The 25,312-nt window shown below is 72.9% G+C and carries 21 protein-coding genes; 12 read left to right on the plus strand and 9 right to left on the minus strand.

The genetic code is table 11. The features are described from left to right. Nucleotides 1-72: 72 nt before the first annotated feature. Nucleotides 73-2,205 carry a transglycosylase domain-containing protein gene (locus ACIBBA_RS28185; protein WP_396701123.1) on the minus strand — a complete coding sequence of 711 codons (2,133 nt, stop codon included), beginning with the start codon at nucleotides 2,203-2,205 and terminating at the stop codon, nucleotides 73-75. A 132-nt stretch (nucleotides 2,206-2,337) separates the two neighbouring features. On the opposite strand from ACIBBA_RS28185, the gene cobC reads away from it, so the two are divergent. The 3 genes from cobC (at nucleotide 2,338) to cobA (ending at nucleotide 5,913) form a co-directional block, all read left to right on the plus strand. Beyond that, a complete protein-coding gene (gene cobC, locus ACIBBA_RS28190) occupies nucleotides 2,338-3,477 on the plus strand; it encodes an Rv2231c family pyridoxal phosphate-dependent protein CobC (RefSeq protein ID WP_396701125.1) in 1,140 nt (379 codons plus the stop codon). Further along, nucleotides 3,477-4,601, plus strand: a complete 1,125-nt coding sequence (gene cobT / locus ACIBBA_RS28195) for a nicotinate-nucleotide--dimethylbenzimidazole phosphoribosyltransferase (RefSeq protein ID WP_396701203.1) — start codon at nucleotides 3,477-3,479, stop codon at nucleotides 4,599-4,601. The genes cobC and cobT overlap by 1 nt, the downstream gene beginning before the upstream one ends. Nucleotides 4,602-4,677: 76 nt before the next feature. Then, on the plus strand, nucleotides 4,678-5,913 hold the full coding sequence (gene cobA / locus ACIBBA_RS28200; RefSeq protein ID WP_396701127.1) for a uroporphyrinogen-III C-methyltransferase: 1,236 nt from the start codon (nucleotides 4,678-4,680) through the stop codon (nucleotides 5,911-5,913). 165 nt (nucleotides 5,914-6,078) lie between these two features. Here cobA and otsB read toward each other — a convergent pair whose 3' ends face one another. Both otsB and ACIBBA_RS28210 read right to left on the minus strand, forming a co-directional pair. Next, nucleotides 6,079-8,640, minus strand: coding sequence for a trehalose-phosphatase (otsB, locus tag ACIBBA_RS28205; RefSeq protein ID WP_350872165.1), 2,562 nt, complete (start codon nucleotides 8,638-8,640; stop codon nucleotides 6,079-6,081). A gap of 41 nt (nucleotides 8,641-8,681) precedes the next feature. Further along, a complete protein-coding gene (locus ACIBBA_RS28210) occupies nucleotides 8,682-10,082 on the minus strand; it encodes a trehalose-6-phosphate synthase (RefSeq protein ID WP_350872038.1) in 1,401 nt (466 codons plus the stop codon). A gap of 307 nt (nucleotides 10,083-10,389) precedes the next feature. On the opposite strand from ACIBBA_RS28210, the gene ettA reads away from it, so the two are divergent. The 4 genes from ettA (at nucleotide 10,390) to ACIBBA_RS28230 (ending at nucleotide 14,001) form a co-directional block, all read left to right on the plus strand. Beyond that, entirely contained in the window at nucleotides 10,390-12,066 is a 1,677-nt protein-coding gene (gene ettA, locus ACIBBA_RS28215) for an energy-dependent translational throttle protein EttA (RefSeq protein WP_350872039.1), read from the plus strand. Between the two features lie 2 nt (nucleotides 12,067-12,068). After that, nucleotides 12,069-12,515, plus strand: a complete 447-nt coding sequence (locus ACIBBA_RS28220) for an acyl-CoA thioesterase (RefSeq protein WP_396701129.1) — start codon at nucleotides 12,069-12,071, stop codon at nucleotides 12,513-12,515. Between the two features lie 110 nt (nucleotides 12,516-12,625). After that, on the plus strand, nucleotides 12,626-13,285 hold the full coding sequence (locus ACIBBA_RS28225; protein WP_396701206.1) for a hypothetical protein: 660 nt from the start codon (nucleotides 12,626-12,628) through the stop codon (nucleotides 13,283-13,285). A 131-nt stretch (nucleotides 13,286-13,416) separates the two neighbouring features. Then, nucleotides 13,417-14,001, plus strand: coding sequence for a YbjN domain-containing protein (locus ACIBBA_RS28230; protein WP_357052076.1), 585 nt, complete (start codon nucleotides 13,417-13,419; stop codon nucleotides 13,999-14,001). Between the two features lie 58 nt (nucleotides 14,002-14,059). On the opposite strand, the gene ACIBBA_RS28235 is transcribed toward ACIBBA_RS28230, so the two are convergent. From ACIBBA_RS28235 to ACIBBA_RS28245, 3 genes are all read right to left on the minus strand, one after another. Continuing rightward, nucleotides 14,060-14,479, minus strand: a complete 420-nt coding sequence (locus ACIBBA_RS28235; protein WP_396701131.1) for a globin — start codon at nucleotides 14,477-14,479, stop codon at nucleotides 14,060-14,062. A gap of 128 nt (nucleotides 14,480-14,607) precedes the next feature. Continuing rightward, a complete protein-coding gene (locus ACIBBA_RS28240; protein WP_396701133.1) occupies nucleotides 14,608-15,996 on the minus strand; it encodes an MFS transporter in 1,389 nt (462 codons plus the stop codon). A gap of 236 nt (nucleotides 15,997-16,232) precedes the next feature. After that, nucleotides 16,233-17,393, minus strand: a complete 1,161-nt coding sequence (locus ACIBBA_RS28245; protein WP_396701135.1) for a mechanosensitive ion channel family protein — start codon at nucleotides 17,391-17,393, stop codon at nucleotides 16,233-16,235. 185 nt (nucleotides 17,394-17,578) lie between these two features. On the opposite strand from ACIBBA_RS28245, the gene ACIBBA_RS28250 reads away from it, so the two are divergent. Further along, nucleotides 17,579-18,112, plus strand: coding sequence for an HNH endonuclease (locus ACIBBA_RS28250; RefSeq protein WP_396701137.1), 534 nt, complete (start codon nucleotides 17,579-17,581; stop codon nucleotides 18,110-18,112). 17 nt (nucleotides 18,113-18,129) lie between these two features. Here the strand turns inward: ACIBBA_RS28250 and ACIBBA_RS28255 are convergent, their stop codons facing one another. The 3 genes from ACIBBA_RS28255 to ACIBBA_RS28265 form a co-directional block, all read right to left on the minus strand. Beyond that, nucleotides 18,130-18,972 (minus strand): class F sortase, encoded by an 843-nt coding sequence (locus ACIBBA_RS28255; protein ID WP_396701139.1) that lies wholly within the window; start codon nucleotides 18,970-18,972, stop codon nucleotides 18,130-18,132. 12 nt (nucleotides 18,973-18,984) lie between these two features. After that, nucleotides 18,985-19,524, minus strand: coding sequence for a hypothetical protein (locus tag ACIBBA_RS28260; protein ID WP_396701141.1), 540 nt, complete (start codon nucleotides 19,522-19,524; stop codon nucleotides 18,985-18,987). Between the two features lie 86 nt (nucleotides 19,525-19,610). Then, nucleotides 19,611-20,081, minus strand: coding sequence for an Lrp/AsnC family transcriptional regulator (locus ACIBBA_RS28265; RefSeq protein ID WP_396701143.1), 471 nt, complete (start codon nucleotides 20,079-20,081; stop codon nucleotides 19,611-19,613). A gap of 146 nt (nucleotides 20,082-20,227) precedes the next feature. Here ACIBBA_RS28265 and ACIBBA_RS28270 point away from each other — a divergent pair, with 146 nt between their 5' ends. Genes ACIBBA_RS28270 through ACIBBA_RS28285 form a run of 4 tightly spaced genes read left to right on the plus strand, consistent with a single transcriptional unit; the run spans nucleotide 20,228 to nucleotide 25,291 of the window. Then, complete coding sequence (locus tag ACIBBA_RS28270) at nucleotides 20,228-21,130, plus strand: tryptophan 2,3-dioxygenase (protein ID WP_396701145.1); 903 nt, start codon at nucleotides 20,228-20,230, stop codon at nucleotides 21,128-21,130. A 20-nt stretch (nucleotides 21,131-21,150) separates the two neighbouring features. After that, a complete protein-coding gene (kynU, locus tag ACIBBA_RS28275; protein WP_396701147.1) occupies nucleotides 21,151-22,458 on the plus strand; it encodes a kynureninase in 1,308 nt (435 codons plus the stop codon). Then, nucleotides 22,455-23,789 (plus strand): FAD-dependent oxidoreductase, encoded by a 1,335-nt coding sequence (locus ACIBBA_RS28280; RefSeq protein ID WP_396701149.1) that lies wholly within the window; start codon nucleotides 22,455-22,457, stop codon nucleotides 23,787-23,789. Before kynU ends, ACIBBA_RS28280 begins: the two co-directional genes overlap by 4 nt. Before the next feature lie 20 nt (nucleotides 23,790-23,809). Further along, on the plus strand, nucleotides 23,810-25,291 hold the full coding sequence (locus ACIBBA_RS28285; RefSeq protein WP_396701208.1) for a 2-hydroxymuconic semialdehyde dehydrogenase: 1,482 nt from the start codon (nucleotides 23,810-23,812) through the stop codon (nucleotides 25,289-25,291). The last annotated feature ends 21 nt before the right edge of the window (nucleotides 25,292-25,312 follow it).

Here is a 25,312-nt window from a genome sequence, read left to right on the forward strand (position 1 = left end):
GATCAAGAGGTCTGCGTCAGGAACCGGCCCGTTCCTGACGCAGACCTCTTGATCAACCCCGCTGGGTGTGGGTCAGCCGACTATGGCGTCGGAGGGTGGGGTGAACTGGCGGGTGGGTTGGCCCTTGAGGCCGTCGCGGAGGGTCTCGGAGACCGCGGCGATCGGGATCTGGGACTGCCCGTCACCGACGGCGTTGAACGGGTTGTCCGGGTCGGAGATGAAGCTCGCCGCGGCCAGCTCCGGGGTGTAACCGACGAACCAGGCGGACCGGGTGCTGTCCGTGGTACCGGTCTTGCCGGCCACCGGCCGCCCGACGGTTCCCCGGACGCTGTCCGCCGTCGACCAGCCGCCGCAACCGCCCCGGGCCGGGGTGTCCCCGGTCGGGCAGCGGGCCGCGTCGGTGGCGGCGCGCGCCGCGTCGGCGCTGACCACCTGCCGGCAGCGCGGCTTGGCGACCTCCCGTTGGATGCCGGAGGCGGTGGCGTACGTCGTCGGCGTGCCGTCCCGGTTCATGATCGCCTGCACCGGGATCGCCTCGCAGTACCGGCCGTCGGCGGCGATCGCGGCGTACGCGTTCGCCATCTCCAGCGGCGTGGCGTCGGAGACGCCCAGGGTGAACGCGCCCCACTTCTTCACCTTCGCCGGTGAGGCCTGATCCCGGTCGACGTCGGTGCGCCAGCGCAGCCCGAGCTGTTCGGCCAGCCGGACGCCCGCCTCGGCGCCGATCTGCTCCTCCAGCCATACGAAGTAGGTGTTGACCGACTTGCCGAACCCGGACCACATGGTCTGCTGACCGCTCATCGCCCCACTCGCGTTGGACGGCGCCCAGTTGTCGAAGACCTTCGACTGGTAGCGGTACGGGGCGTTGAACGAGGTGGAGAGGGTCATCCCCGAGTTGAGCGCGGCCAGCATCGGGAACATCTTGAACGTCGAGCCGGCCTGGTAACCCGGTAGGTCACCGCCGCCGAGCAGTGGGGCCACCGTGTTCGGGTAGTTCGCCTTGATGTTCGGCCCGGCCTCCGGGTTGGAGCTCTGCGGGTTCTCGCTCAGGTCCAGCGAGTACGTCCGGTTCACCGCCATCGCCTTCACCCGCCCGGTGCCGGGTTCGGAGACCACGATGCCGTTGGCGAACGGACTGCCGGTGTTCTCCTTGGCGCCGACGTTCTTCTCCGCCGCGTCCTGGATCTTCGGGTCGATGCTGAGCACGATCCGGTAGCCGCCGCGGCGCAGCTTGTCCATCCGTTCCAGCCGGTTCTCTCCGAATGCCGGCTGCGCGCTCCACCAGTTCTTCAGGTAGTCGCAGGCGAAGCCCCAGCTGTTGTACTTCTCCGGGATCGAGGCGCAGTCGTTCGGCGGGTCGGTCAGCTTCAGCCGGATCGGCTCCGCCTTGGCCGTCGCGGCAGCGTCCGGCGAGAGATAGCCGAGCTGGGTCATCCGGTCCAGCACGTAGTTGCGCCGGGCGGTGGCGTCCTTCTGGTCCGACGACGCGGGGTCGTACTCGCTGGGCGACTTGACCAGCCCGGCGAGGGTGGCCGCCTCTACCGGGCTGAGGTCCTTCGGGGTCTTGGAGAAGAAGATCTCGCTGGCCGCGTAGATGCCGTACGCGCGGTGCCCGAAGTACGCGGAGTTCAGGTAGCGCTCGAGGATGTCCTCCTTGCTGAGCTCCTTCTCCAGGTCCAGCGCCATCCGCATCTCTTTGATCTTGCGCAGGCTGGTCTGCTGGGTGGCCTCCTGGACCTCCGTCGGGGTCTTCGCGCTGTCCCGCAACGCCATCCGGACGTACTGCATGGTCAGCGTGGACGCGCCCTGGGACACCCCGCTGGAGCGGGCGTTGGCGACGAAGGCCCGCGCCACGCCCTTCGGGTCCACGCCCCGGTGCTGGTAGAAGCGCGAGTCCTCGGCCGCCACGATGGCCTGCTGGATGTTCGGCGACATGTCCGACAGCTTGGTGTACTGCCGGTACTCCTCGTAGAACATCGTCAGCACGGTCTTGCCGTCCGGCGCGTACAAGTACGACGTCTCGGCGGGTAGCGCGGTGGTCAACAGCTTGGTCTTGTGCTCCATCGCGTGCGCGGTGGCCTTCGCGCCCAGGCCGGTGAAGGCGAAGAGCGGATAGGCGACGGCGGCGATCACGATGCCGGCTATCAGCCCGGCGCGGAGGAGAGGGACGACACGACCGGCGGCAGCAAGGGGTCGGTTGCTCACCAGGTCAAGCTATGACATTTCCGATTCGGAAATGAGAAGAATTCATAAACGGGCGTACGTCGAACGGGTCGTGACGCGTCCCACGCCGTGATCGGCTGTCCCACACGCCGCCTTCCCGGCAGGATCGCGGGCATGCGTGGTCAGCCGAGCGGGGCACCGGCGAGCGCCGGTGACGAACCGGCGCCTGCGCCGGCGCTCGACCGCGTCCCGGAGTCGATCCCCGTCGGCGAGCCCGACCTCGCCCACCACGGGGACGCGGAGGTGGGGGACGGCCTGGTCGACCTCGCGGTCAACGTCCGCCGCGCGCCGATGCCGCCGTGGCTGGCCGGGCCGATCACCGCCAGCCTCACCGACCTGGCCCGCTACCCGGATCCGGCACCCGCCCGGGCCGCGGTCGCCGCCCGGCACCACCGCGCCCCGGACGAGGTGCTGCTCACCGCCGGTGCCGCCGAGGGCTTCGTGCTGCTCGCCCAGGCACTGCGCGGGGTCCGCCGGCCGGTGGTGGTGCACCCGCAGTTCACCGAGCCCGAGGCGGCGCTCCGGGCGGCCGGCCACCAGGTGGAACGGGTGCTGCTCGACGCGGGCGACGACTTCCACCTCGACCCGGCGCGGGTGCCCGCCGACGCCGACCTGGTGATGGTCGGCAACCCGACGAATCCCACCTCCGTCCTGCATCCGGCGCGGACCCTGGCCGCGCTGGCCCGCCCGGGCCGGGTGCTGGTCGTGGACGAGGCCTTCGCCGACACCACCGTCCGCCCCGGCCACTTGGGCGAGCCGGAGTCCCTCGCCGCCCGGCGGGACCTGCCCGGCTTGCTGGTGGTACGCAGCCTCACCAAGACCTGGGGGCTGGCCGGACTGCGGATCGGCTACCTGCTGGGCGCGCCGGAGCTGCTGGCGCGGCTCGCCGCCGTCCAGCCGCTCTGGGCGGTCTCCACGCCCGCGCTGGCGGCCGCCGCCGCCTGCGCCACGCCGGCCGCGGTCGAGGCCGAGCGCGCGATCGCCGCGCGGCTCGCCGCCGACCGCGAGCACCTGGTCGCCCGGCTCGCCGCCCTGCCAGGGGTACGCGTCGCCGGCCGCCCGGCCAGCGCCTTCGTCCTGATCCACCTGCCCGGCGCCGCCACCGTCCGGGCCGGGCTGCGCGAGCGCGGCTGGGCGGTGCGTCGGGGGGACACCTTCCCCGGCCTCGGGCCGGACTGGCTGCGGGTGGCCGTGCGCGACCCGGCCACCACCGACGAGTTCATCCGGGTACTGGGCGAGATGCTGGAGGCATGATGCTGGAGACCACGATCGCGGCGATCGGGCCGTTGGACGAGCCGGCGATGGCCGCCGCCCGGGAGCTGCACGGCCGGCTCACCAAGCCGGCCGGTTCGCTCGGCGCCCTGGAGGAGCTGTCGGTACGCCTCGCCGGCCTGGCCGGGAACTGCCCGCCGCCGCTGCCCGAGCCGGCCGCCGTGGCGATCTTCGCCGGTGACCACGGCGTGCACGCCCAGGGGGTGACGCCCTGGCCGCAGGAGGTCACCGCGCAGATGATCGGCAACTTCCTGGCCGGCGGCGCGGTGGTCAACGCGTTCGCGCGGCAGGCCGGCGCCGCGGTCACCGTGGTCGACGTCGGGGTGGCGACCCCGATCCCCGCGGCCGCGGACGACGCCGTCGCGGCCGACGCCGCGGCCGACCGCGACGCCGGGGGGTCCGGGACGCTCGACTCGCGGGCGCCCCGGCTGGTCAGCGCCAACGTCCGGGCCGGCACCCGGGACCTCGCGGTGACCGCCGCGCTCACCCGCGACGAGGCCCGCGCCGCCGTCGAGACCGGCATCCGGGTCGCGAACGATCTCGTCGCGGCGGGCGCCGGCATCCTGCTCACCGGGGACATGGGCATCGGCAACACCACCCCGGCGGCCGCGCTGATCGCCGCGTTCACCGACGCCGATCCGGCTGCGGCGACCGGCCGTGGCACCGGCGTGGACGACCCGACGTACCGGCGGAAGGTCGAGGTGGTGCGGACCGCGCTGGACCGGCACCGGCCTGACCCGGCTGACCCGCTGGGCGTGCTGGCCGCGGTCGGCGGGCTGGAGCACGCCGCACTGACCGGGCTGATCCTCGGCGCCGCCGCGCACCGGGTGCCGGTGCTGCTGGACGGGGTGATCGCGGTGTCCGCCGCGCTCGCCGCCGCGGCCTTCGCCCCGGACGCGGTGGGCGCCATGGTCGCCGGGCACCGGTCCGCCGAGCCCGGCGCCACGCTGGCGCTGCGCCGGCTCGGGCTGGTCCCGCTGATCGACCTCGGCCTGCGCCTCGGCGAGGGCACCGGGGCGCTGCTCGCGCTGCCGGTGGTCACCGGCGCGGTCCGGGTGCTGCACGAGGTGGCCACCTTCGACTCGGCCGGGGTGGCCGAGAAGTGAGCGAGCGCAGCGAGCGAGCCCAAGGGCGGCGCGGCGCGCCGGCTCGCGCCGCCGCCGAGTCGGGTCGGGCGGCGGCGTGAGCGAGACGCCGTACCCGCTCGGGCTGCGGCTGGCCGGGCTGCGGGTGGTCGTGGTGGGCGGCGGAACGGTCGCCACCCGGCGGGTGCCCGCCCTGCTGGACGCGGGCGCGGACGTGTTGCTGGTGGCCCCGGAGCTGACTCCGGCGCTGCGCGCGCACGTCGACGCCGGCCGGCTGCGCTGGGTGGCGCGCCGGTTCGCCCCCGAGGACCTGGACGGGGCCTGGCTGGTCCAGGTGGCGGTGGACGACCCGACGGCCGCCGCGTCGGTCAGCGCCGCCGCCGCCGAGCGGCACATCTTCTGCGTGCGGGCCGACGACCGGACGGCGGCCACCGCCTGGACGCCGGCGGTGACCCGGCACGGGCCGGTGACGGTCGCGGTGCTGGGCGGCGGCGATCCGCGTCGGGCGATGAGCGTCCGGGACGCGGTACGCGAGCTGCTCGCCGCGCGCGCCGGGTTCGAGCCGGTCGCCGAGCCGGACGCGCCCCGACGATCGGCGGATGACCCGGTCGGACGGGTCGCCCTGGTCGGTGCCGGGCCGGGTGATCCCGAGCTGATCACCGTGAAGGGCTGGCGCCTGCTGACCGAGGCGGACGTGGTGATCGCCGACCGGCTGGTACCCGGGCTGCTCCTCGATGAGCTGCGCGCCGACGTGGAGCTGGTCGACGCCTCCAAGATCCCGTACGGGCCGGCCCGGGCCCAGGAGGAGATCAACCGGATCCTGGTCGACCGCGCCCGCGCCGGCGCGTTCGTGGTCCGGCTCAAGGGCGGCGACCCGTACGTCTTCGGTCGTGGCGGGGAGGAGTTGCTGGCCTGCGCCGAGGCCGGCGTACCGGTGACCGTGGTCCCCGGGGTGACCAGCTCCATCGCCGCCCCGGCGGCGGCCGGCATCCCGGTCACCCACCGGGCGGTCGCGCACGAGTTCACCGTGGTCTCCGGGCACCTGGCGCCGGACTCGCCGGCCTCACTGGTGCGCTGGGACGCGCTGGCCGGGTTGCGCGGCACGCTGGTGATCCTGATGGGGCTGAAGAACCTGGCCGGGATCACCGCCGCCCTGCTCGCTCACGGCCGCCGCCCGGACACCCCCGCCGCGGTGGTCCAGGAGGCGACCACCGGCTCCCAGCGGATGCTCCGGTCGACCCTGGCGGACGTCGCCGCCGACGCGGTCGCCGCGAACCTCCGCCCCCCGGCCGTAGTGGTCATCGGCGACGTGGTCGACGCCCTCCACACCTGACCGGCCCCCACAGCGCTCGTTGATCATGAAGTTGTTGTCGCGACACGCCGAGGCGACCGGCAACAACTTCATGATCAACGCGTGGGGGTGGGCAGGGGGCGGGGTGGGGGACAACGACGACGGCCGGAGCTCGCGCTCCGGCCGTCGTCGGGGTGGACCGTCAGCTCACTGCTTGAGCATGTTGTCCAGCAGCAGGGCACAGCGGATCAGGCCGAGGTGGCTGTAGGCCTGCGGGTGGTTGCCCAGCCCGCGCTCGGCCAGCGGGTCGTACTGCTCGGGGAGCAGCCCGGTCGGCCCGGCGGTGTCGACCATCTGGGCGAAGAGCTCCTCGGCGTCGAGCCGCCGGCCGGTGCGCAGGTACGCCTCGATCAGCCACGCCGTGCAGATGTGGAAGCCACCCTCCCGCCCGGGCAGGCCGTCGTCCCAGTGGTAGCGGTAGACGACCGGCCCGCTGCGCAGGTCAGCCTCGATCTTCAGCACCGTGGAGAGGAAGCGCGGGTCGTCGCCCGGAAGCAGCCCGGACAGGCCGATCCAGAGTGACGAGGCGTCCATGTCCTCGTCGCCGTAGGCGACGCTGTAGGCCTCCGCGTGCTCGTGCCAGCCGTGCTCCAGCACGTTGGCCGCGATCCGGTCGCGCAGGTCGACCCACTCCGGCCGGTCCTCGCCGCCGTGCTGGCGCACCACGTGCAGGGCCCGGTCCACGGTCATCCAGCACATCACCTTGGAGAAGATGTGGTGCCGCGGTGGGAGGCGGGCCTCCCAGATGCCGTGGTCGGGCTCGTGCCAGCGGCGGCTGACCGCCTCGACCATCGACTCCAGCACCCGCCACTCGGTCTCCCGGACCGAGCCGCGAAGGTCGGCCACGGCGGCGATCAGGTCGGCGACCGGGCCGAAGACGTCCAGCTGGAGCTGGTGGTTGGCCAGGTTGCCGACCCGGACGGGCCGGGAGCCGGCGTAGCCGGGCAGGGTGTCGATGACCGCCTCGGCGCCGAGTTCGTACCCGTCGACCGTGTAGAGCGGGTGCAGCCGCTCCGGGTGCCCGCCGGTGCGCTCGACGACGCCGTCGATCCAGCGCAGCAGCCCCTCGGCCTCCTCGGTCGAGCCGAGGTCGACCAGCGACCGGGCGGTCAGCGCGGCGTCGCGCAGCCAGCAGTAGCGGTAGTCCCAGTTGCGGACGCCGCCCAGCTCCTCCGGCAGCGAGGTGGTCGCGGCGGCCAGGATCGAGCCGGTGGGCTGGTGACAGAGCCCGCGCAGCGTCAGCGCGCTGCGGACCACCAGGTCGCGGGCGGTGGTGGGCAGCTTGAGCGAGGCCACCCAGTCCTTCCACGGCTGCTCCGCGGCGGCCTGCCGCTCGTGCACGGGCAGCCGGTGGTGCTCCACGCTGTGGGTGCCGAAGCGCAGCTCCAGGACGACCTGCCCGCCGGCCGCCCGCAGGTCCACGACCGCCTTGGCGGTCTCGTAGCCGCCGTCGCTGACGACGTCCCACTCGACCCCGGGGGAGTAGAGCGCGATCGGCTCGTTCGAGCCGAGCACCAGCAGACCGTCGCCGACCGGCTGCAACTGCACCGCCACCTGGCCGAACTCGGGCCGGGGAGCGAACTCCACCCGGGCCCGGCCGTGGCCGGTGAGCACCCGCACCAGCGTCGAGTCGCCGGCCATGATGGCCGGGCCGTCCGGGGTGGTCTCCTGTGCCGGCAGGTCCAGCCAGTCGGTCACGGTGAGACCGGACCACCGGGTCTCCACCGTCATCGTGCCGCCGCGGTAGCGCTGGCCCAGCGGGATGCCGCCGCGCTCGGGGGAGACGGTGAAGTGCCCGGCCGGGCTGCCGCCGACCAGGTCGGCGAAGATCGCCGCCGAGTCCGGCTTGGGGTTGCAGAGCCAGGTGACCTTGGCGTCGGGGGTGAGCAGCGCGACCGTCCGGCCGTTGGCCAGCATCGAGTGCCGCTCGATCGGCACCGCCCGCTCGCCGAAAAGCCAGTGCCGCCGGGTCTCCAGCAGCAGGCCGAGGGCGCGCGCCGCCTCGATCGGCTCGTCGACCCGGTAGTCGGCCTTGGTGTCGCCCACGCCGATCTTGATGCCGACGTCCGGCCCGTGCAGGTTGCCGAAGGCGTTCTCGTCGGTGACGTCGTCGCCGATGAAGAGCACCGCGCTGGCGGAGAGCTGGGTCCGCAGCTGGTCGACCGCGGTGCCCTTGTGGGTGGCGACCACCGACAGCTCGATGACCTCCTTGCCCTGGGTGACCGTGACGCCATCCCAGGTGGCGGGGCCACCACGGACCGCCTCGATGGCGGCGGCGGCGACCTGCGGGTCGACCCCGCGGGTGTGCACCGCGACGCTCGCCGGCTTGCGTTCCAGCCGTACGCCCGGGTGGCTCGCGGCGATCTCCCGCAGCGCGTCGCGCAGCCGGGTGCGGACCGCGATCAGCTCCGGGGAGAGCCGTTCGACGAAGCCGATGTCGAACTCGGAACCGTGGCTGCCGACCAGGTGGACCTCGCTGGGCAGCCGGGAGAGCGCGGCCAGGTCGCGCAGCGCCCGGCCGGAGACCACCGCGACGCTCGTCTGGGGCAGGGAGGCCAGCGCGCGGATCGCGGCGACCGCCTCGGGCAGCGGTACGGCCTTGCTCGGGTCCTCGACGATCGGGGCCAGCGTGCCGTCGTAGTCGCAGGCGATCAGCAGCTGGGGGACCCGGGCGATCCGGCCGATGGCCGAACGCAGTTCCGGGTCCATGACGCCGGTGGCGATGGTGGCGCCACCGGGGACGGGCGTGTTCACGCGGCCTCCGCCTCCGGCACGCCGAGCTCGGTGAGGAACGACTTGGCCCAGTGGCCAACGTCATTGGTACGCAGATGGCGTTGCATCGTCCGCATGCGGCGGCGGGCCTCCGGCTTCTCCACATGCACGGCCCGCAGCAGGGCGTCCTTGACCGCGTCCGGGTCGTGCGGGTTGCACAAAAATGCCTGGCGCAGCTCGGTGGCCGCGCCGGCGAACTCACTGAGCACGAGCGCGCCGCCCTGGTCCCCGCGCGATGCGACGTACTCCTTGGCCACCAGATTCATTCCGTCTCGAAGCGGGGTCACCATCATCACGTCGGCAGCGACGTACATCGCGGCAAGTTCACTGCGACTGTACGACTGATGCAGATAATGCACTGCCGGCACGCCGACCCTGCCGAATTCGCCATTAATCCGACCAACCTCGCGTTCTACCTTGACCCGAAGCGCCTGGTAGTGCTCCACGCGTTCGCGGCTCGGTGTGGCCACCTGGACCATGACCGCGTCGGGCACTGTCAGCTTTCCGTCAGCCAGCAGTTCCCGGAAGGCCTTTAGCCGTAGCTCGATGCCCTTGGTGTAGTCGAGCCGGTCCACGCCCAGGATGATCGTCTTAGGGTTGCCCAGCTCCTCGCGGATCTCCTTGGCCCGGGCCAGCACCGCCGGGTCGGCGGCCATCCGCTCCATCTCCCGGGTGTCGATCGAGATGGGGAAGGCCCCGGCCTTCACCTGCCGGCCGTCGACCTGGATCATCTGCCCCTCGTAGCGCAGCCCGAGCAGGTGCCGGGCCAGCCGGACGAAGTTCTGCGCGGCCAGCCGCTGCTGGAACCCGACCAGGTCGGCGCCGAGCAGACCGCGCAGGATCTCGGTGCGGAACGGCATCTGCATGAACAGCTCGATCGGCGGGAACGGAATGTGCAGGAAGAAGCCGATCCGTAGGTCCGGCCGCAGCTCGCGGAGCATCGCCGGTACCAGCTGCAGCTGGTAGTCCTGCACCCAGACCGTGGCGCCCTCGGCCGCCACCTCCGCCGCGGCTTCCGCGAACCGGGCGTTGACCAGCCGGTACGCCTCCCGCCAGCGGCGCTTGTAGGCCGGCGTCTCGACCGCGTCGTGGTAGAGCGGCCAGATCGTCGCGTTGGACTGACCCTCGTAGTAGCGCTCCAGCTCCTCGGCGCTGAGCGGGACCGGGTGCAGCCGGATGCCCTCCAGGTCGAACGGTTCGGGGGCGGCGCCGGTGCCGCCGGCCCAGCCGACCCAGGTGCCCTGGTGCTCGGCGAGGACGGGATGCAGCGCCGTCACCAGCCCGCCCGGGCTGCGACGCCACTGCCGTCCCTCAGGTGTGCTCACCTCGTCGACCGGCAGGCGGTTCGCCACTACGACAAAGGAGCTGCGGACGGTCACGTTCGGCCACCTCCGGGTGCTGACGGGTCAACCGCGAATGAGCGTACTGAGCGTAGCTGCGGCGTCTGGGGCCCCGTGCCGGAGTTCCCTACCCGTCCCACGGTCGCCGAATCCTGCCGGTGATCTTGCCAACAGCCGCCGACCGGGCTACACGGGGGGCGGGGTGATGTGGGCGAAGCCCGCCGTACCTGTCAGGATTGACGACGGCGTGCGTGCAGCCGGCCCCCGGCCGGCGGCGGCCGGCGGAAGTCGCAGCCCGCGCCGCGCCGCAAGCTCGCGATCCCAATCGACGGAGGTAGCCCGCACCGTGGCCCAGTTCATCTACGTCCTGGAAAAGGCGCGCAAGGCGCACGGCGACAAGGTCGTGCTGGACAACGTGACGCTGAACTTCCTGCCCGGGGCCAAGATCGGCGTGGTCGGGCCGAACGGCGCCGGTAAGTCCAGCCTCCTCAAGATCATGGCAGGGCTCGACAAGCCGAGCAACGGCGAGGCCCGGCTGATGCCCGGCTACACCGTCGGCATGCTCGCCCAGGAGCCTCCGCTCAACGACGCCAAGACCGTGCTCGGCAACGTCGAGGAGGCGGTCGCCGAGACCAAGGCCAAGCTGGAACGGTTCAACAAGATCGCCGAGCAGATGGCGACGGACTACTCCGACGAGCTGATGGAGGAGATGGGCAAGCTCCAGGAGGAGCTGGACCACCTCGACGCCTGGGACATCGACTCCAAGCTCGAACTGGCCATGGACGCGCTGCGCTGCCCGCCGCCGGACGCCGACGTCACCCAGCTCTCCGGTGGTGAGCGCCGCCGGGTGGCGCTCTGCAAGCTGCTGCTGGAGGCGCCCGACCTGCTGCTGCTCGACGAGCCCACCAACCACCTGGACGCGGAGAGCGTCTCCTGGCTGGAGCAGCACCTGGCCAAGTACGCCGGCACCGTCATGGCGATCACCCACGACCGGTACTTCCTGGACAACGTGGCCAACTGGATCCTCGAGCTGGACCGCGGCCGGACCTACCCCTACGAGGGCAACTACTCCACCTACCTGGAGAAGAAGGCCGCCCGGCTGGCCGTCGAGGGCCGCCGCGACGCCAAGATGAAGAAGCGCCTCACCGAGGAGCTGGAGTGGGTCCGCTCCAACGCCAAGGCCCGGCAGACCAAGTCCAAGGCCCGCCTGGACCGGTACGACGAGATGGCCACCGAGGCGGAGAAGACCCGCAAGCTGGACTTCGAGGAGATCCAGATCCCGCCGGGCCCGCGCCTGGGCAGCACGGTCATCGAGGCCTCGCACCTCACCAAGGGCTTCGGCGACCGGGTGCTGATCAACGACCTGTCGTTCTCGCTGCCGCGCAACGGCATCGTCGGCATCATCGGCCCGAACGGCGTCGGCAAGACCACCCTGTTCAAGACCATCGTCGGGCTGGAGCAGCCGACGAGCGGCTCGGTCCGGGTCGGCGAGACCGTCTCGCTGTCGTACGTCGACCAGAACCGGCAGGGCCTCAGCGGCGACAAGACCGTCTGGGAGGTCGTCTCCGACGGGCTGGACTACCTGATGGTGGGCAAGGTCGAGATGCCGTCGCGGGCGTACATCGCCGCGTTCGGTTTCAAGGGCCCGGACCAGCAGAAGCCGACCAAGGTGCTCTCCGGCGGTGAGCGCAATCGGCTCAACCTGGCGCTGACCCTGAAGATCGGCGGCAACGTGATCCTGCTCGACGAGCCGACCAACGACCTGGACGTGGAGACCCTCTCCAGCCTGGAGAACGCGCTGCTGGAGTTCCCGGGCTGCGCCGTGGTCATCTCGCACGACCGGATGTTCCTGGACCGGGTCGCGACGCACATCCTGGCCTGGGAGGGCGACGACGAGGACCCGTCGAAGTGGTTCTGGTTCGAGGGCAACTTCGACGCGTACGAGAAGAACAAGATCGACCGGCTCGGCGCGGAGGCCGCCCGGCCGCACCGGGTGACGTACCGCAAGCTGACCCGCGACTGATCATGGCTGACCGGTTCGTCTACCACTGCACGCTGCGGTGGTCCGACCTGGACGCGTTCGGCCACGTCAACAACTCGCGCTTCCTCACCCTCTACGAGGAGGCCCGGGTGGCGTTGATGTTCGCCGGTGCCCGGGCGGCGGGGGTCGACTCGTTCGCCGACGGAGTGGTGATCCGCCGGCACGAGGTCGACTACCTGCGCCCGGTCGACTATCCGCTCGCCGGGGCCACCGCCGAGGGCGGCCCGACCGTGCGGATCGAACTCTGGGTGGAGGAGATCAAGCCCTCCCGGTTCACCGTCGCCTACGAGCTCTACGACGGCGAGGTGCTCGCCGGGCGGGCCCGGTCGGTGCTAGTGCCGTTCGACCTCGGTCGGCAGCTGCCCCGGCGGATCACCGACCGGGAGCGGGAGTTCCTGCGGACGTACGCGCTCTCCGGCGGGTCGGCGTGACCCGGCCGGGGCCGGCCGGTCCGCGGCCCGTCCCGGCGGCGTCCGGTCAGGCGGCGGCGCCGAGGAGCGGCTCGCCGGCAGGGCCCGCGCCCGCTGCCGGCGGGCACGGCATCGTCGGGGTCGCCGACGCCGGCGCGTTCCTGGCCCGGCTGCTCCGGCTGGACCCGGCTCTCCCGGTCCGGCTCCGTCCGGTCGACGGCGGCCGGACGGCGCTCTGGGCCCGGCTGCCCTGGCAGGTGCTGGTGGTGCGCACCGTGGCCGGCCCGGGGCCGGGGGACGTGACGGTCTCGGCCGGGGAACTCCTGGCCGAGCTGGAACGCTCCGGCCCGGCGCTGCCGGCCCGGCGGGACGCGCAGTGGCGGTGGCCGCTGCCGCCGGCGGCGAGCCGGCCGGTGGAGACGCTGCCCGCGGCCGACCTGTGGCGGATCGCCCGGGCGGCGGCCGGCACCCTGCGGGACGCCAGCGAACACGGCGTGGCCGGCCGGGCGGTGGGGCAGCGGGCGCTGCGCGACGCGCTGCTCGACCACGTGGCCGTGCTGGTCACCCCGGAGGATCCGCCCGGTGCGCCGGTCGAGGTGCCGCAACGACTGGTGCAGGGGCTGGTCCGGATGGGCTTTCTGGGCCCGTCGGACGGCTCCGGACCGGAGGCCGACGCCCAGGTGCGGGTAGCCGGCCGATGGGTCGGGCTGGTGGGACCATACGGAGCGGCCTGGTCGCAGAAGGCCACGGATCTTGGCCTGACGCCCCTCGGGGGTCGTCCGAACGGATGACCCTGGATCATTCTTCTGGGTTGGGGCGGTCGTTGGGGGGATGCTTCAAGCCGGCTGTCCGGGTACCGTCCATCCTCGGATCCAACGCACCGTAGGCGACTGGATCCGCTGGGGAGTGAGGTGCGCGAGCGATGCCGTGGTGGTCATGGCGCCCGGGTCCCGCCGGCGGCGGCGATCCGGAAAGTCGGAGCGGGATCACAGTGGAGAGCACCGTCCGGGTCGGACCACCGACCCCGCGCCAGCCAGGCGACGACTGCACGGCCAACGACCGGTCGGTGACCGTCGGGATGCCGGCCACCGTCGAGCCGGTCACGCTGAGCCGGGTCTGCGACGCGCTCGACCTGCTCGACGTGCGCTACCTGGCCGACGGTGACGGCAACCTGCTGGCCATGTGGGAGCGGCACGCGGTGCTGGTCACCCTCGAAGGGCCCGAGGACGAGATCCTGGTGATGCGGGCGCGTCCGCACGCGACCGTCCCGCCGGACTGGGCCGACCGGGCCTACCGGGTGGTCAACGAGTGGAACCACACCCGCCGGTTCTGCAAGGCCTACATCGGCGACCCGACCGAGCGCGGTCAGCTGCCGATCTACGCCGAGTTGCAGGTGCCGTTGGGTGCCGGGACGCACGACGCGCTCCTGGTCGAGATGCTCGACTGCGGCGCGGCGGTGGCCACCAGCTTCGTGGACTGGCTGCACGACGAGGGCGCGCTGCTCTGAGCCGCCGGACCGGCCGTGGTGCGGCGGATCCCCGCCACCACGGCCGCCTGGCCGGCCGTCAGGCCGGGTCCTCCATCACGTTCACCATGAAGTACGCGGCCCGCTCCAGGTAGTCCCAGAGCGCGGTGGCGTGCTCCGGCGGCAGGTCGAGCCGGTCGAGGGCCCGGCGCATGTTCCGCAGCCAGGCGTCCCGCTCCGCCGCGCCGATCCGGAACGGCGCGTGGCGCATCCGCAGCCGCGGGTGCCCGCGCTGTGCCGAGTAGGTGTTCGGCCCGCCCCAGTACTGGATCAGGAAGAGGCTGAACCGCTCGGCAGCCGGGCCCAGGTCCTCCTCGGGATACATCGGCCGCAGCAGCGGGTCCTCGGCGACGCCGGCGTAGAACTCGTCCACCAGCTTGCGGAAGGTGGGTTCGCCGCCGATCGCCTCGAAGAGAGTCATCGACGGCTGGGCACGGTCGGATTCACCTGCGGGGTGCACCGTTCCATCCTGCCAGGCGCCCTGAGCGCCGGCGGTACGGGTGGACCCGCCGTCGCTGTGCGTCGGGTCACGGGCGCGCGCTCGGCCGGCACGTCCTCCGGCAGCGGGCGTGCGGCCGGGCCGGGACGTCAGCTGACCGCGTGCCGCCGCCGACCGTTCTCGCCGGGCTGCCCGGGAACCGGGTCGGTCGCGGGGTGCGGCCGGCCGGCGGGTGGCGAGCCCTCCGGGCCGGGCGTCGCGTTCGCCGCGTTCGCGGCCGCCATGGCGGCGTCCACCGACTGCTGGCTCGGCCAGCGCAGGGCGGCCACGAGCATCAGCAGGACCCCGGCGGCGCTCCAGATGCCGACCACCGACGGAATCTCGAAGCGCTCCGCGAGCACCCCGGTGACCAGCACGGCGAGGCCCTGGATCACCTGGACGCCGGTGGCCATCACGCCGAAGGCGCGGGCCCGGAAGGCGTCCGGCAGTGCCTGCACGAAGAGCCCGTTGGCGGTCGGCAGCATGCCGGCGACCGCGAAGCCGCAGGCGGCCGCGAGCAGCGCCACCACCAGGGCCGGCGGGTCGAACAGGGCGGGCACCAGGGTGAGCGGGGCGAGCACCGCCAGCGGGCGCATCAGGGTGAGCCGGCGGGCCGGACCGAAGGCCCGCCCGACCAGCAGCCCACCGAGGATGAAGCCGACCGGGTTGGCGGCCATGATCACCGCCTGCGCCATGCCCGCGTCGAGGTCGCCCCCGGCCTTGTCGTCGGCCCAGCCGGCGGCGAGCCCTTCCGGCACGATCGAGAAGAGCATGGCGCTGAACACCAGCACGGCGATGGCCCGCAGCACCGGGGTGCCGAACACGATCTGGAAGCCCTGGGAGGTCTCCCGGAGCAGGTGGGTGCGGTGCGCCACACTCAGCGCGGGCGGGCGGTCCTCGACGCCCAGGCGGACCAGGACCGCCGAGACGGCGAAGGTGCCCGCGTTGATCAGCAGCGCGGTGACCGGGTCGAGGGCGGCGATCGAGGCCCCCATGAGATAGCCGATCACCTGGGCCGCCTGGCCGACGCTGGCGTTCAGGGACAGCCCGAGGACCAGCCGGTCGCCGGCGAGGATCTGCGGCATCAGCGCGGACTTCGCGGCCTGGCTGGGCGGGTTGGCCAGGGTGGTGAGGAAGAGCAGCGCCAGCAGGACCTGCACCGGCAGGCTCGGGATGGCCATGAGCAGCATCAGCGCCATCCGGATCACGTCGCACGCCACCATCACCCGCCGGTACGGGTAGCGCTCGGCGAGCGCGGCGAGCAGCGGACCGCCGGCCAGCCAGGGCAGGTAGCTGACCGCGAAGGCGGCGGCGGAGAGCGCGACCGACTTGGTCTCCTGGTAGACCAGCAGGGTGACCGCGGCCTTGGCGAGGTAGTCACCGACCCAGGAGAGCGAACCCGCCGCGAAGACAGCCCGGAATTCCCGTTGGGCGAAGACCTCGCGGAAGGTGGCCGGCCCCTCCGCTGAGGGTCGCTCGTCGGACACCGTCGCCTCCATGTTCCCCAGGACGGCCACTCGTGACGGCGTCGGCCCGGGAACTGTCGTCAGATCAATTGATCAGCGAGGACGCCAGCACGCTCCGGCGGGGGAACGCGTGCCCCGGATTCTGCCCGATCGTCTGACAACTAGCTAGGGCGAACGGATAGATCGTCGCATCTCCGACTGAACGAACGGACGATACCTGAGGGGCCACGCGGACCGCGACCCCACAACCGACGGCCATATCGGACCGCTCAGGTCGCGCCGCCGCGCCCCGCCTCGCCGTCGGCCGGCGGCCGGCCGGGCAGACCGGGGAAGAGTCGGGCGGCGGCGATCTGCGCGGTGATCCCGGAGTTCTCCAACGCCTCGGCCAGCCGACGACGCAGCTCCCGACCCACCGCGAACTGGCCGTCCGCGGTCGTCTTCACCACTGTGCGGATCACCGCGCCGTCGACCGTCATCTGCTCCACGCCGAGCACCTCCGGCTCCTCGACGATCTCCGGCGCCAGCTCCGGGTCCAGGGCGACCGAGGCGGCCGCGGTACGCAGCACCGCGGTGGCCTCCTCGGTGGCGGCGAACCCGATCGGCAGGTCGACCACGACCAGGGCCCAGCCCTGACTCTTGTTGCCCACCCGGATGATCTCGCCGTTGCGGATGTACCAGAGCACGCCGCGCCCGTCCCGGACGGTGGTGACCCGCAGCCCCACCGACTCCACCACGCCGTTGGCCTCGCCGAGGTCGACGTTGTCGCCGACGCCGTACTGGTCCTCGATCAGCATGAACAGGCCGGCGATCAGGTCCTTCACCAGGCTCTGCGCGCCGAAGCCCAGCGCCACGCCGGCGATGCCCGCGCTGGCCAGCAGCGGGGCCAGGTCGAAGCTGAACTCGCGCAGGATCATCAACAGCGCGATGCCGAAGAAGAACGCCGTGGTCAGGCTGCGCAACACCGAGCCGATCGCCTCGGCCCGTTGCCGCCGTCGCTCGGGCACGAACTCGCCGGGTTCCACCGCGGCGCTCGGGATCCGCTCGCGCAGTGGCCGCAGCATGGTCGGCACCCCGGCGTCGGTGGTGGTGCGGACCAGCCGGCTGATGGTCCGGTGCACGGCCCATCGGGCGACCACCGCCAGCAGCAGGATCAGCACCACCCGCAGCGGCTTGACCAGGATCCAGTAGCTGCCCTCGGCGAACCAGACCGACCTGGTGGTCTCCCAGGTGACCCGGCACACCGTCTCGTTCAGGCATTCCGGGCTCGGGGCGGGGGTACCGGGCACGGCCGCGAGGAGCGTCAGGACGGAGGCAGTCACCCTGTCTTCGTACCGCAACCGGCCCGGTGGCCCGCCGCCGACCCACCGCAGGGTGACCGGCCCGTCGCCGTCACCCGGCTGGTGGGTGAACGGAGCGGGCGAACCGGTCATCTCGCGAGGCCCGGAAAAACCTTCACGAGGGAGCCCGGATTAGTACGTGCAATCCGGGGTCCGATCAGGGACTATTGGCGCAACGGACGTCGGTGATCCGGCCGACGTCGACCGTGCTGGGCCGCCGTGCCCGGCCCCGGTCGGCGGCGCGCGGAGGGGGCCGCTGAACCGGGAGGGTGAGCGCGATGCCTGACATACGACCCACGGTGGGCTCCGGTGCGCTGGTCCTCAACGCCACCTACGAGCCGCTGTGTGTCGTGTCGGTGCGTCGTGCCGCGATCCTCGTCCTCTCCGCCAAGGCGGTCTGTGTCGCCGACGGCGACGGCATCCTGCACAGCGCCCGGGACGCCCTGCCGGTGCCCTCGGTGGTCCGGCTGACCCGGTTCGTCCGGGTGCCCTACCGCACCCACGTCGGTCTGTCCCGGCGGGCGATCTTCGCCCGGGACGGCTGGCGCTGCGCCTACTGTCGGGGCCCGGCCGAGACCATCGACCACGTCTTCCCGCGCAGCCGCGGCGGCCGGCACGCCTGGGAGAACGTGGTCGCCGCCTGTGCCCGCTGCAACCACACCAAGGGCGACAAGACCCCCGCCGAGCTGGGCTGGCGACTGCACTCGTCGCCCGCGGCGCCGAAGGGCACCGCCTGGCGGGTGCTCGGCCACCGGGCACCCGACCCGCGCTGGGCCGACTGGCTCGACCTGCGCGAGCCCGAGGCGGCCTGAGGCAGGCGGTCGGCCGGTCACTGGCGCACCTTCACCAGGGACGCGAAGACCACGACGTTGTCCGCGTAGCCGGTCTCCCCGCCGACCCAGCGCCCGCCACAGGTGATCAGGCGCAGGTTGGGCCGGCTGAAGTCCCCGAACACCTCGTCCACCGGCAGTTCCGCCTTGTCGAACTTCTCCACCGAGTCCACCTCGAAGACGGCGATCGTGCCGTCCTCCCGCCGGACCTCCACCCGGTCGCCGGGGCGCAACCCCTTCAACTCGTGGAACACCGCCGGTCCGGTGGTGGTGTCCACGTGCCCGACGATCACCGACGGGCCGTACTGGCCGGGCGTCGGCCCCTGGTCGTACCAGGCGGCCTCCTGGGCCCGGGCGGCGTCCGGCACCCCGATGCTGCCGTCCGGGGCGATGCCCACGCTGTGCACCGGGGCGCGCAGGTCGATGGAGTGGATGCTGAGGTCCACCGGACGGCTCGCCGGCAGCACCGGGAAGTTCTTCGGCGGCGGCCGGAGCCCGGCGCTGAGCTGCTCCGGCAGCACGTTGATCCCGGTGATCCGTTCGACTCCCAGCATCGCGACGATCAGCACCATCAGCCCCGCGATCAGCAGCACCGGCAGCCCCGGCCCGACGCCGACGCCGATCCGGCGGCGCGCCGTGGGCCCTGCCCGCGGCCGGGCCGGCAGTGGCGGGGCCTCCGGGTCGGTGCTGGCGAGGCTGGCGGCGATCGTGTGCCGGCCGACCCGGCGCAGCCGGCCCGAGGTCCTGGCCACCAGCCGGCCGGACGCCCGCAGGGCCGACCGGGCCGTCGAGCCGGCCCGGGGCCGGTCCGGTCGCCTGCGCCGCGAGGGTGAGCGGGCCATGATGCCCCCGGGTCAGGACCCGGACCCGGTCCGTCGGCGGCCACCGGCCATGCCGAGCGCCACCGCGGCGGCCACCACGACCACCCCGCCGATCAGCAGCAGTGAGCCGGTGCCCCGGCCGACGGCCGTGCCCCCGCCACCGGTCGCCGGGCCCTTGCTCGGCTGGGCCATGTTCAGCACGGTGAGGGTGGTGGTCGCGGTGTTGCCGTTCTGGCACCGCAGGTTGACCGGGTAGTCGCCGGGTTGCTTGTCGCCCGGCACGGTCGCCGAGCCGGTCAGGAAGCCGTTGTCCGGCCGCAGGGTGACCCGGTTGAACGCATCGGACTGCACCTCGGCCTGGCGATTGTTGTCGTTGTCGCAGCTGGCCCGGAGCTGGACCCGGCCGCCCGCCTGGACGCTGCTCGGCGTCACCTCGATGAACGTGTTCTCGCCCGCCCGAGCGGGCCCGGCGCCGGCCAGGACGAACGCCGCGATCAGCGCGAACGCCCCGAGCAGCCTGAAGATGGTCGACGGGGCGGGAAACACGCCACCGTCCGGTCGCAGACCCCGCATGATCCTCCCTCCCGGCACCGGTGCACCGGTCCTGCTGGGGCGACCCGCGGTGCTTTCCCCCTGGTCTGCCGGCTAACCCGGGGGCCTCAGCGGCGGCGGCTGCCCGGAGCGTCGTCCGGGCCGGCGAGCGGGGTGACCGGGTGCCAGTCCAGCGGGGTGGAGAGCACCATCGTGCTGGACGGCTGGCCGTACGGGGCGAGCCGGTCGATGACCCGCTCGAAGTCGGTGATCGAGCCGGCCGCGACCTTGAGCATGCTGCACGCGTCCCCGGTGATCCGGTGGATCTCGAGGATCTCCGGCCAGCCGGCCACCTCCGGGTCGTTCATGATGCAGCGCGAGCCGTAACAGGACATCCGGATCAGCGCGACCACACCGCGACCGGCGCGACTCAGGTCGACGTGGGCGTGGTAGCCGGTGATCACACCCGACTCCTCCAGCCGGCGGACCCGCTCCGCCACCGCCGGCGGGGAGAGGTGCACCCGGCGGGAGAGCTCGCTGAAGGAGAGGCGCGCGTCGGCCTGCAGCTCACGCAGCAGCGCCCAGTCCATGTCGTCCACGAGGCGACCTTACATTCGGCAACCGGAAGCAATCTCATGCCTTCGGTGCGGCAGGCCGATCCGCGCCGCCGCCGTTGATCCGGCATTCCATCCGCCGATCCATGCGCGGGATCATGACCTCACCCCGGTTTCTTGAGGAGACGACGTTGGAACAGACGGAGCTGCGGGCGCCCGCCCTGACCGCAGCGGTGCGCCCGATCACGCCGCAGCAGCGGGCGGCCACGGCGGCGCGCAACGGTGGCGGACCGACGCTGGAGTTCGCCGAGCAGGTGCCCTACGACGCGTACACCCACGCCAGCACACTGCACCGGCTGCAACAGCCACTCAGCGACGACCCGGGCGAGATGTCCTTCCTCATGGTCAGCCAGATCATGGAGCTCTACTTCGGGCTGACCCGCCACGAGCTGATCGAGGCCCAGCGACTGCTCCGCGCCGACCAGGTCTGGGAGGCGCTGGCGCCGCTGCGCCGGGCCGGGCTGCACCTGGAGGGGCTCAACGCCGCCTGGCGGGGGCTGCGCTGGATGACCCCGGCCGACTTCAACCGCTTCCGCGACCTGCTCGGCGACGCCTCCGGCTTCCAGTCGGCGATGTACCGGCACCTGGAGTTCCTGCTCGGCCTCCGCGACCCCGCGCTGATCCGGCCGTTCCGCCGGCAGACCGAGGTGTACGCCGAGCTGGGCGCCACGCTGGCCGCACCGAGCCTCTGGGACGACGTGATCGCCCTGCTCGCCCGCAGGGGCTTCGACCTCCCGGTCGAGCTGCTGTCCCGCGACGTCTCGGTCGAGCACCAGCCGGAGCCCCAGGTCGAGGCGGCCTGGGTGCGGATCTACGCCGACAGCGGGCCGGAGAACGATCTCCGGCTGCTGGGCGAGGCGCTCACCGAGGTGGCCGAGCAGTTCGGCGACTGGCGGTGGCAGCATGTCAAGGCGGTGCAGCGGACCATGGGCGCCAAGGTCGGCAGCGGTGGCTCCGCCGGGCTCGCCTGGTTGCAGCGCAGCATGGCCCGGGTGGTCTTCCCGGAGCTGTGGTCGGCCCGCACCAGCATGTGACCGGAGAGCGAGACACCCCCATGAACGCCCCGCACCCCGCACCGTCCCACCTCACCGCCGCCGAGGCCGAGGCACGGCAGTTGGACGCCGCCGATCCCGGGCACCGCCACCTGTTCCACGTGCCGCCGGCCGAGGGCGGTCGCTTCCCCGAGGTCGCCTACCTCGCTGGCAACTCGCTCGGGCTGCAACCCCGGGCCACCCGCGACGAACTCCTCGCCGACCTGGACGCCTGGCGCCAACTCGGCGTGGAGGGGCACCTGGAGGCCGAGCGGCCCTGGCTGCCGTACCACGAGCTGCTCACCGCGCCGGCCGCGCGGCTGGTCGGCGCCCTGCCGGCGGAGACCGTGGTGATGAACTCGCTCACGGTCAACCTGCACCTGCTGATGGTCAGCTTCTACCGGCCGGCGGGCCGGCGGACCCGGATCGTGATCGAGGACGCCGCCTTCCCCTCCGACAGCTACGCGGTGCGCAGCCAGGCCCGGTTCCACGGGCTGGACCCGGATTCCACCGTGGTCCGGTTGACGCCCCGACCCGGTGAGGACGCCCTGCGCACCGAGGACGTGCTCGACTACCTGGCCACCGAGGGAGACCGGGTGGCGCTGGTGCTGCTCGGCGGGGTCAACTACCTGACCGGTGAGCTGCTGGACATCCCGGCCGTGACCGCGGCCGGCCGGGCCGCCGGCGCGGTGGTCGGCTGGGACCTCGCGCACGCCGCCGGCAACGTGCCGCTGGCCCTGCACGACTGGGACGTGGACTTCGCCGCCTGGTGCTCGTACAAGTACCTCAACTCGGGGCCGGGGGCGCTGGCCGGTGTCTTCGTGCACGAGCGGCACCTCGGTGACCCGACGCTGCCCCGCTTCGAGGGGTGGTGGAGCACCGAGGCCAGCACCCGGTTCGAGATGACCCCGGTGTCCCGGCCGCCGGCCACCGTGGAGGCGTGGCAGATCTCGAACCCGCCGATCTTCGCGATGGGGCCGGTCCGCACCTCGCTGGAGCTCTTCGACTCGGTCGGCATGCCGGCGCTGCGCGAGCGGAGTCTTCGGCTCACCGGATACCTGGAGCGGCTGCTCGACGAGGTCACCGCCGGCCGGCCGCTGACCGTGGTCACCCCGCGCGACCCGGCGCGACGCGGCTGCCAGCTCTCGGTGCGGATCGGGGCGGGCAGCGCCAACGAGCTGACCAAGCGGCTGCGGCACGAGCACGGCGTGATCGCCGACGCCCGGGAGCCGGACGTCGTACGGTTCACGCCGGTGCCGCTCTACTCGACGTACCACGACTGCTGGCGGGTCGCCGACGCGCTGGCCGCCAGTGTGGAGAAGAACCGATGACGGAACGCGACGAGATCGCGGTGGTCGGCGCCGGGCTCGCCGGTTGCCTGTTGGCCTGCTTCCTGGCCCGGCGCGGCTACCCGGTGGCGCTCTACGAGCGGCGGCCGGATCCGCGCGCCGGCCGGGTCGAGCGGGGCCGCTCGATCAACCTGGCGCTCTCCGAGCGTGGCCTGGACGCGCTGCGCCGGATCGGCCTGGACACCCAGGTGATGACGGACGCGCTGCCAATGCGCGGCCGGATGATCCACCCGGTGGCGGGGGAGCCGCAGTTCCAGTCCTACAGCGCCGCCGGCGACCGGGCGATCAACTCGATCAGCCGGGGCGCGCTGAACAACGCGCTGCTCGACGCGGCCACGGCGCTGCCCGGCGTGCGGGTCGCCTTCGACCACCGGCTGGTCGGGCTGGACCCGGCGACCGGTGAGATGACCTTCGAGACCCCGCAGGGCAAGGTGGTGGCGACCGCGTCGGTGGTGCTCGGCGCCGACGGGGCCGGCTCGGCGGTACGCGGGCAGCTGCTCGGCCACGGACTGCTGACCGAGAGCCTGGACTTCCTCGACTACGGCTACAAGGAACTCACCATCCCGCCGCTCGGCGGCGACTTCGCGCTCAACCCGGACGCGCTGCACATCTGGCCCCGGGGCACCTCGATGATGATCGCCCTGCCCAACCCGGACCGCTCCTTCACCTGCACCCTGTTCTGGCCCACCCACGGCACGGCCAGCTTCGCCTCGCTGGGCAGCCCGGCGGCGATCGAGCGGCACTTCGCCGAGCACTACCCCGACCTGGTGCCGCTGGCGCCGAACCTGGTGGACGACTACCAGCACAACCCGGTCGGCGTGCTCGGCACGGTCCGGTGCACCCCGTGGCAGGTGGACGGGAAGGTCGGCCTGCTCGGCGACGCGGCGCACGCCATCGTGCCGTTCTACGGTCAGGGCGCGAACGCCGCCTTCGAGGACGTGGTCGAGCTGGACCGCTGCCTCGACGAGTGCGCCGACAACTGGGCGAGCGCGCTGCCGCTGTTCCAGCGACGCCGGCAGGAGAACACCGAGGCGATCGCCCGGATGGCGCTGGCCAACTTCGTGGAGATGCGGGACAAGGTCGCCTCACCCCTGTTTCAGCTCGGCCGCCGGGTCGAGCACGCACTGGAGCGGGCGCTTCCCGGCCGGTACGTTTCCCGGTACGAGCTGGTGTCCTTCTCCACCACCCCGTACGCCGAGGTGCGCCGTCGGGTGCGCCGGCAGCATCGGCTGCTCGGCGCGACCGCCGCGGGCGCGGTCGTGCTGCTGGGCGGCGTGGTCGGCGCCTTGATCAGCCGAGGGAGGCGTGGATGACGCTCTGGGATCCCCGGCTGATGGCCGGGCACGCGCCGGACGGGCCGGGCCTGCTGCGCAACTTCGTCGGCGGGGAGTTCCGCGACGGCGGGCAACGGTTCACCAAGCGCAGCCCGGTGACCGGCGAGCCGGTCTTCGAGGTGGCCGAGGCGTCGCAGTCCACGGTGGACGACGCCGTCGCCGCCGCCCGGGCGGCGCTGGGCGGACCGTGGGGCCGGATGGGGGAGCGGGAGCGCGCGGAGGTGCTCCGCCGGGTTGCCGACGAGCTGGAACGCCGCTTCGACGACCTGGTCACCGCCGAGGTGGCGGACACCGGCAAGGCCATCTCGCAGGCCCGCACCCTGGACATCCCGCGTGGCGCGGCGAACTTCCGGGCGTTCGCCGAGATCGTCGCCACCGCGCCCACCGAGTCGTTCACCACGGTCACCCCGACCGGCGGCCGGGCGCTCAACTACGCCGTCCGCAAGCCGGTCGGCGTGGTGGCCGTCATCGTGCCGTGGAACCTGCCGCTGCTGCTGCTCACCTGGAAGGTGGCGCCAGCGCTGGCCAGTGGCAACGCGGTGGTGGTCAAGCCCAGCGAGGAGACCCCGGCGTCGGCGACCCTGCTCGCCGAGGTGATGGCCGCGGCCGGTGTGCCGGCCGGGGTGTTCAACCTGGTGCACGGCTTCGGGCCGGACTCGGCCGGGGAGTTCCTCACCCGGCACCCGGGCGTCGACGCGATCACCTTCACCGGCGAGTCGGCCACCGGCAGCGCCATCATGCGGGCCGCGGCCGACGGGGTGAAGGCGGTCAGCTTCGAGTTGGGCGGCAAGAACGCCGGGCTGGTCTTCGCCGACACCGACCTGGACGCCGCGGTGGTCGGCTCGGTCCGGTCCAGCTTCACCAACGGCGGTCAGGTGTGCCTCTGCACCGAACGCATCTACGTGCAGCGGCCGGTCTTCGAGGAGTTCACCGCGCGGCTGGCCAAGCGGGCCGGCGAGCTGGCGTACGGCTGGCCGGCCGACGAGGCCACGGCGAACATGCCGCTGATCTCGCACACCCACCGGGACAAGGTGCTCGGTCACTACGACCTGGCCCGGGCCGAGGGCGCCGAGGTGCTCACCGGGGGCGGCACGCCGCGCTTCGGCGACGCCCGCGACGGCGGGGCGTACGTGCAGCCGACCGTGCTCACCGGGCTCGGCCCGGACGCCCGGACCAACCGGGAGGAGATCTTCGGCCCGGTGGTGCACGTCGCGCCCTTCGACGACGAGGAGGAGGCGTACGCCCTCGCCAACGGCACCGAGTACGGGCTGGCGGCGACGGTGTGGACCCGGGACGTGGGCCGGGCGCACCGGGCCGGCGCCCGGCTCGACGCCGGCATCGTCTGGGTGAACACCTGGTTCCTGCGCGATCTGCGCACCCCGTTCGGCGGGGTGAAGGCGTCCGGGATCGGCCGCGAGGGTGGCGTGCACTCGCTCGACTTCTACTCCGAACTCACCAACGTCTGCGTGGACCTCTCGTGAACGAGCGCAGCGAGCCAACCG

The sequence above is a fragment of the Micromonospora sp. NPDC051006 genome (assembly GCF_044456245.1).
In the GTDB taxonomy this organism is placed as follows: Bacteria; Actinomycetota; Actinomycetes; order Mycobacteriales; family Micromonosporaceae; genus Micromonospora.

Bases quoted from the DNA above. Each gene is read 5' to 3' on its own strand.
- ACIBBA_RS28230 (WP_357052076.1), top strand. From the start codon at position 13,417: ATGCCGTGGTGGTCATGGCGCCCGGGTCCCGCCGGCGGCGGCGATCCG.
- ACIBBA_RS28220 (WP_396701129.1), top strand. From the start codon at position 12,069: ATGGCTGACCGGTTCGTCTACCACTGCACGCTGCGGTGGTCCGACCTG.
- ACIBBA_RS28250 (WP_396701137.1), top strand. From the start codon at position 17,579: ATGCCTGACATACGACCCACGGTGGGCTCCGGTGCGCTGGTCCTCAAC.
- cobC (WP_396701125.1), top strand. From the start codon at position 2,338: ATGCGTGGTCAGCCGAGCGGGGCACCGGCGAGCGCCGGTGACGAACCG.
- ACIBBA_RS28245 (WP_396701135.1), bottom strand. From the start codon at position 17,393: ATGACCGGTTCGCCCGCTCCGTTCACCCACCAGCCGGGTGACGGCGAC.
- cobT (WP_396701203.1), top strand. From the start codon at position 3,477: ATGCTGGAGACCACGATCGCGGCGATCGGGCCGTTGGACGAGCCGGCG.
- ACIBBA_RS28260 (WP_396701141.1), bottom strand. From the start codon at position 19,524: ATGCGGGGTCTGCGACCGGACGGTGGCGTGTTTCCCGCCCCGTCGACC.
- kynU (WP_396701147.1), top strand. From the start codon at position 21,151: ATGAACGCCCCGCACCCCGCACCGTCCCACCTCACCGCCGCCGAGGCC.
- ACIBBA_RS28240 (WP_396701133.1), bottom strand. From the start codon at position 15,996: ATGGAGGCGACGGTGTCCGACGAGCGACCCTCAGCGGAGGGGCCGGCC.
- ACIBBA_RS28285 (WP_396701208.1), top strand. From the start codon at position 23,810: ATGGCCGGGCACGCGCCGGACGGGCCGGGCCTGCTGCGCAACTTCGTC.
- ACIBBA_RS28255 (WP_396701139.1), bottom strand. From the start codon at position 18,972: ATGGCCCGCTCACCCTCGCGGCGCAGGCGACCGGACCGGCCCCGGGCC.
- otsB (WP_350872165.1), bottom strand. From the start codon at position 8,640: ATGGACCCGGAACTGCGTTCGGCCATCGGCCGGATCGCCCGGGTCCCC.
- ACIBBA_RS28280 (WP_396701149.1), top strand. From the start codon at position 22,455: ATGACGGAACGCGACGAGATCGCGGTGGTCGGCGCCGGGCTCGCCGGT.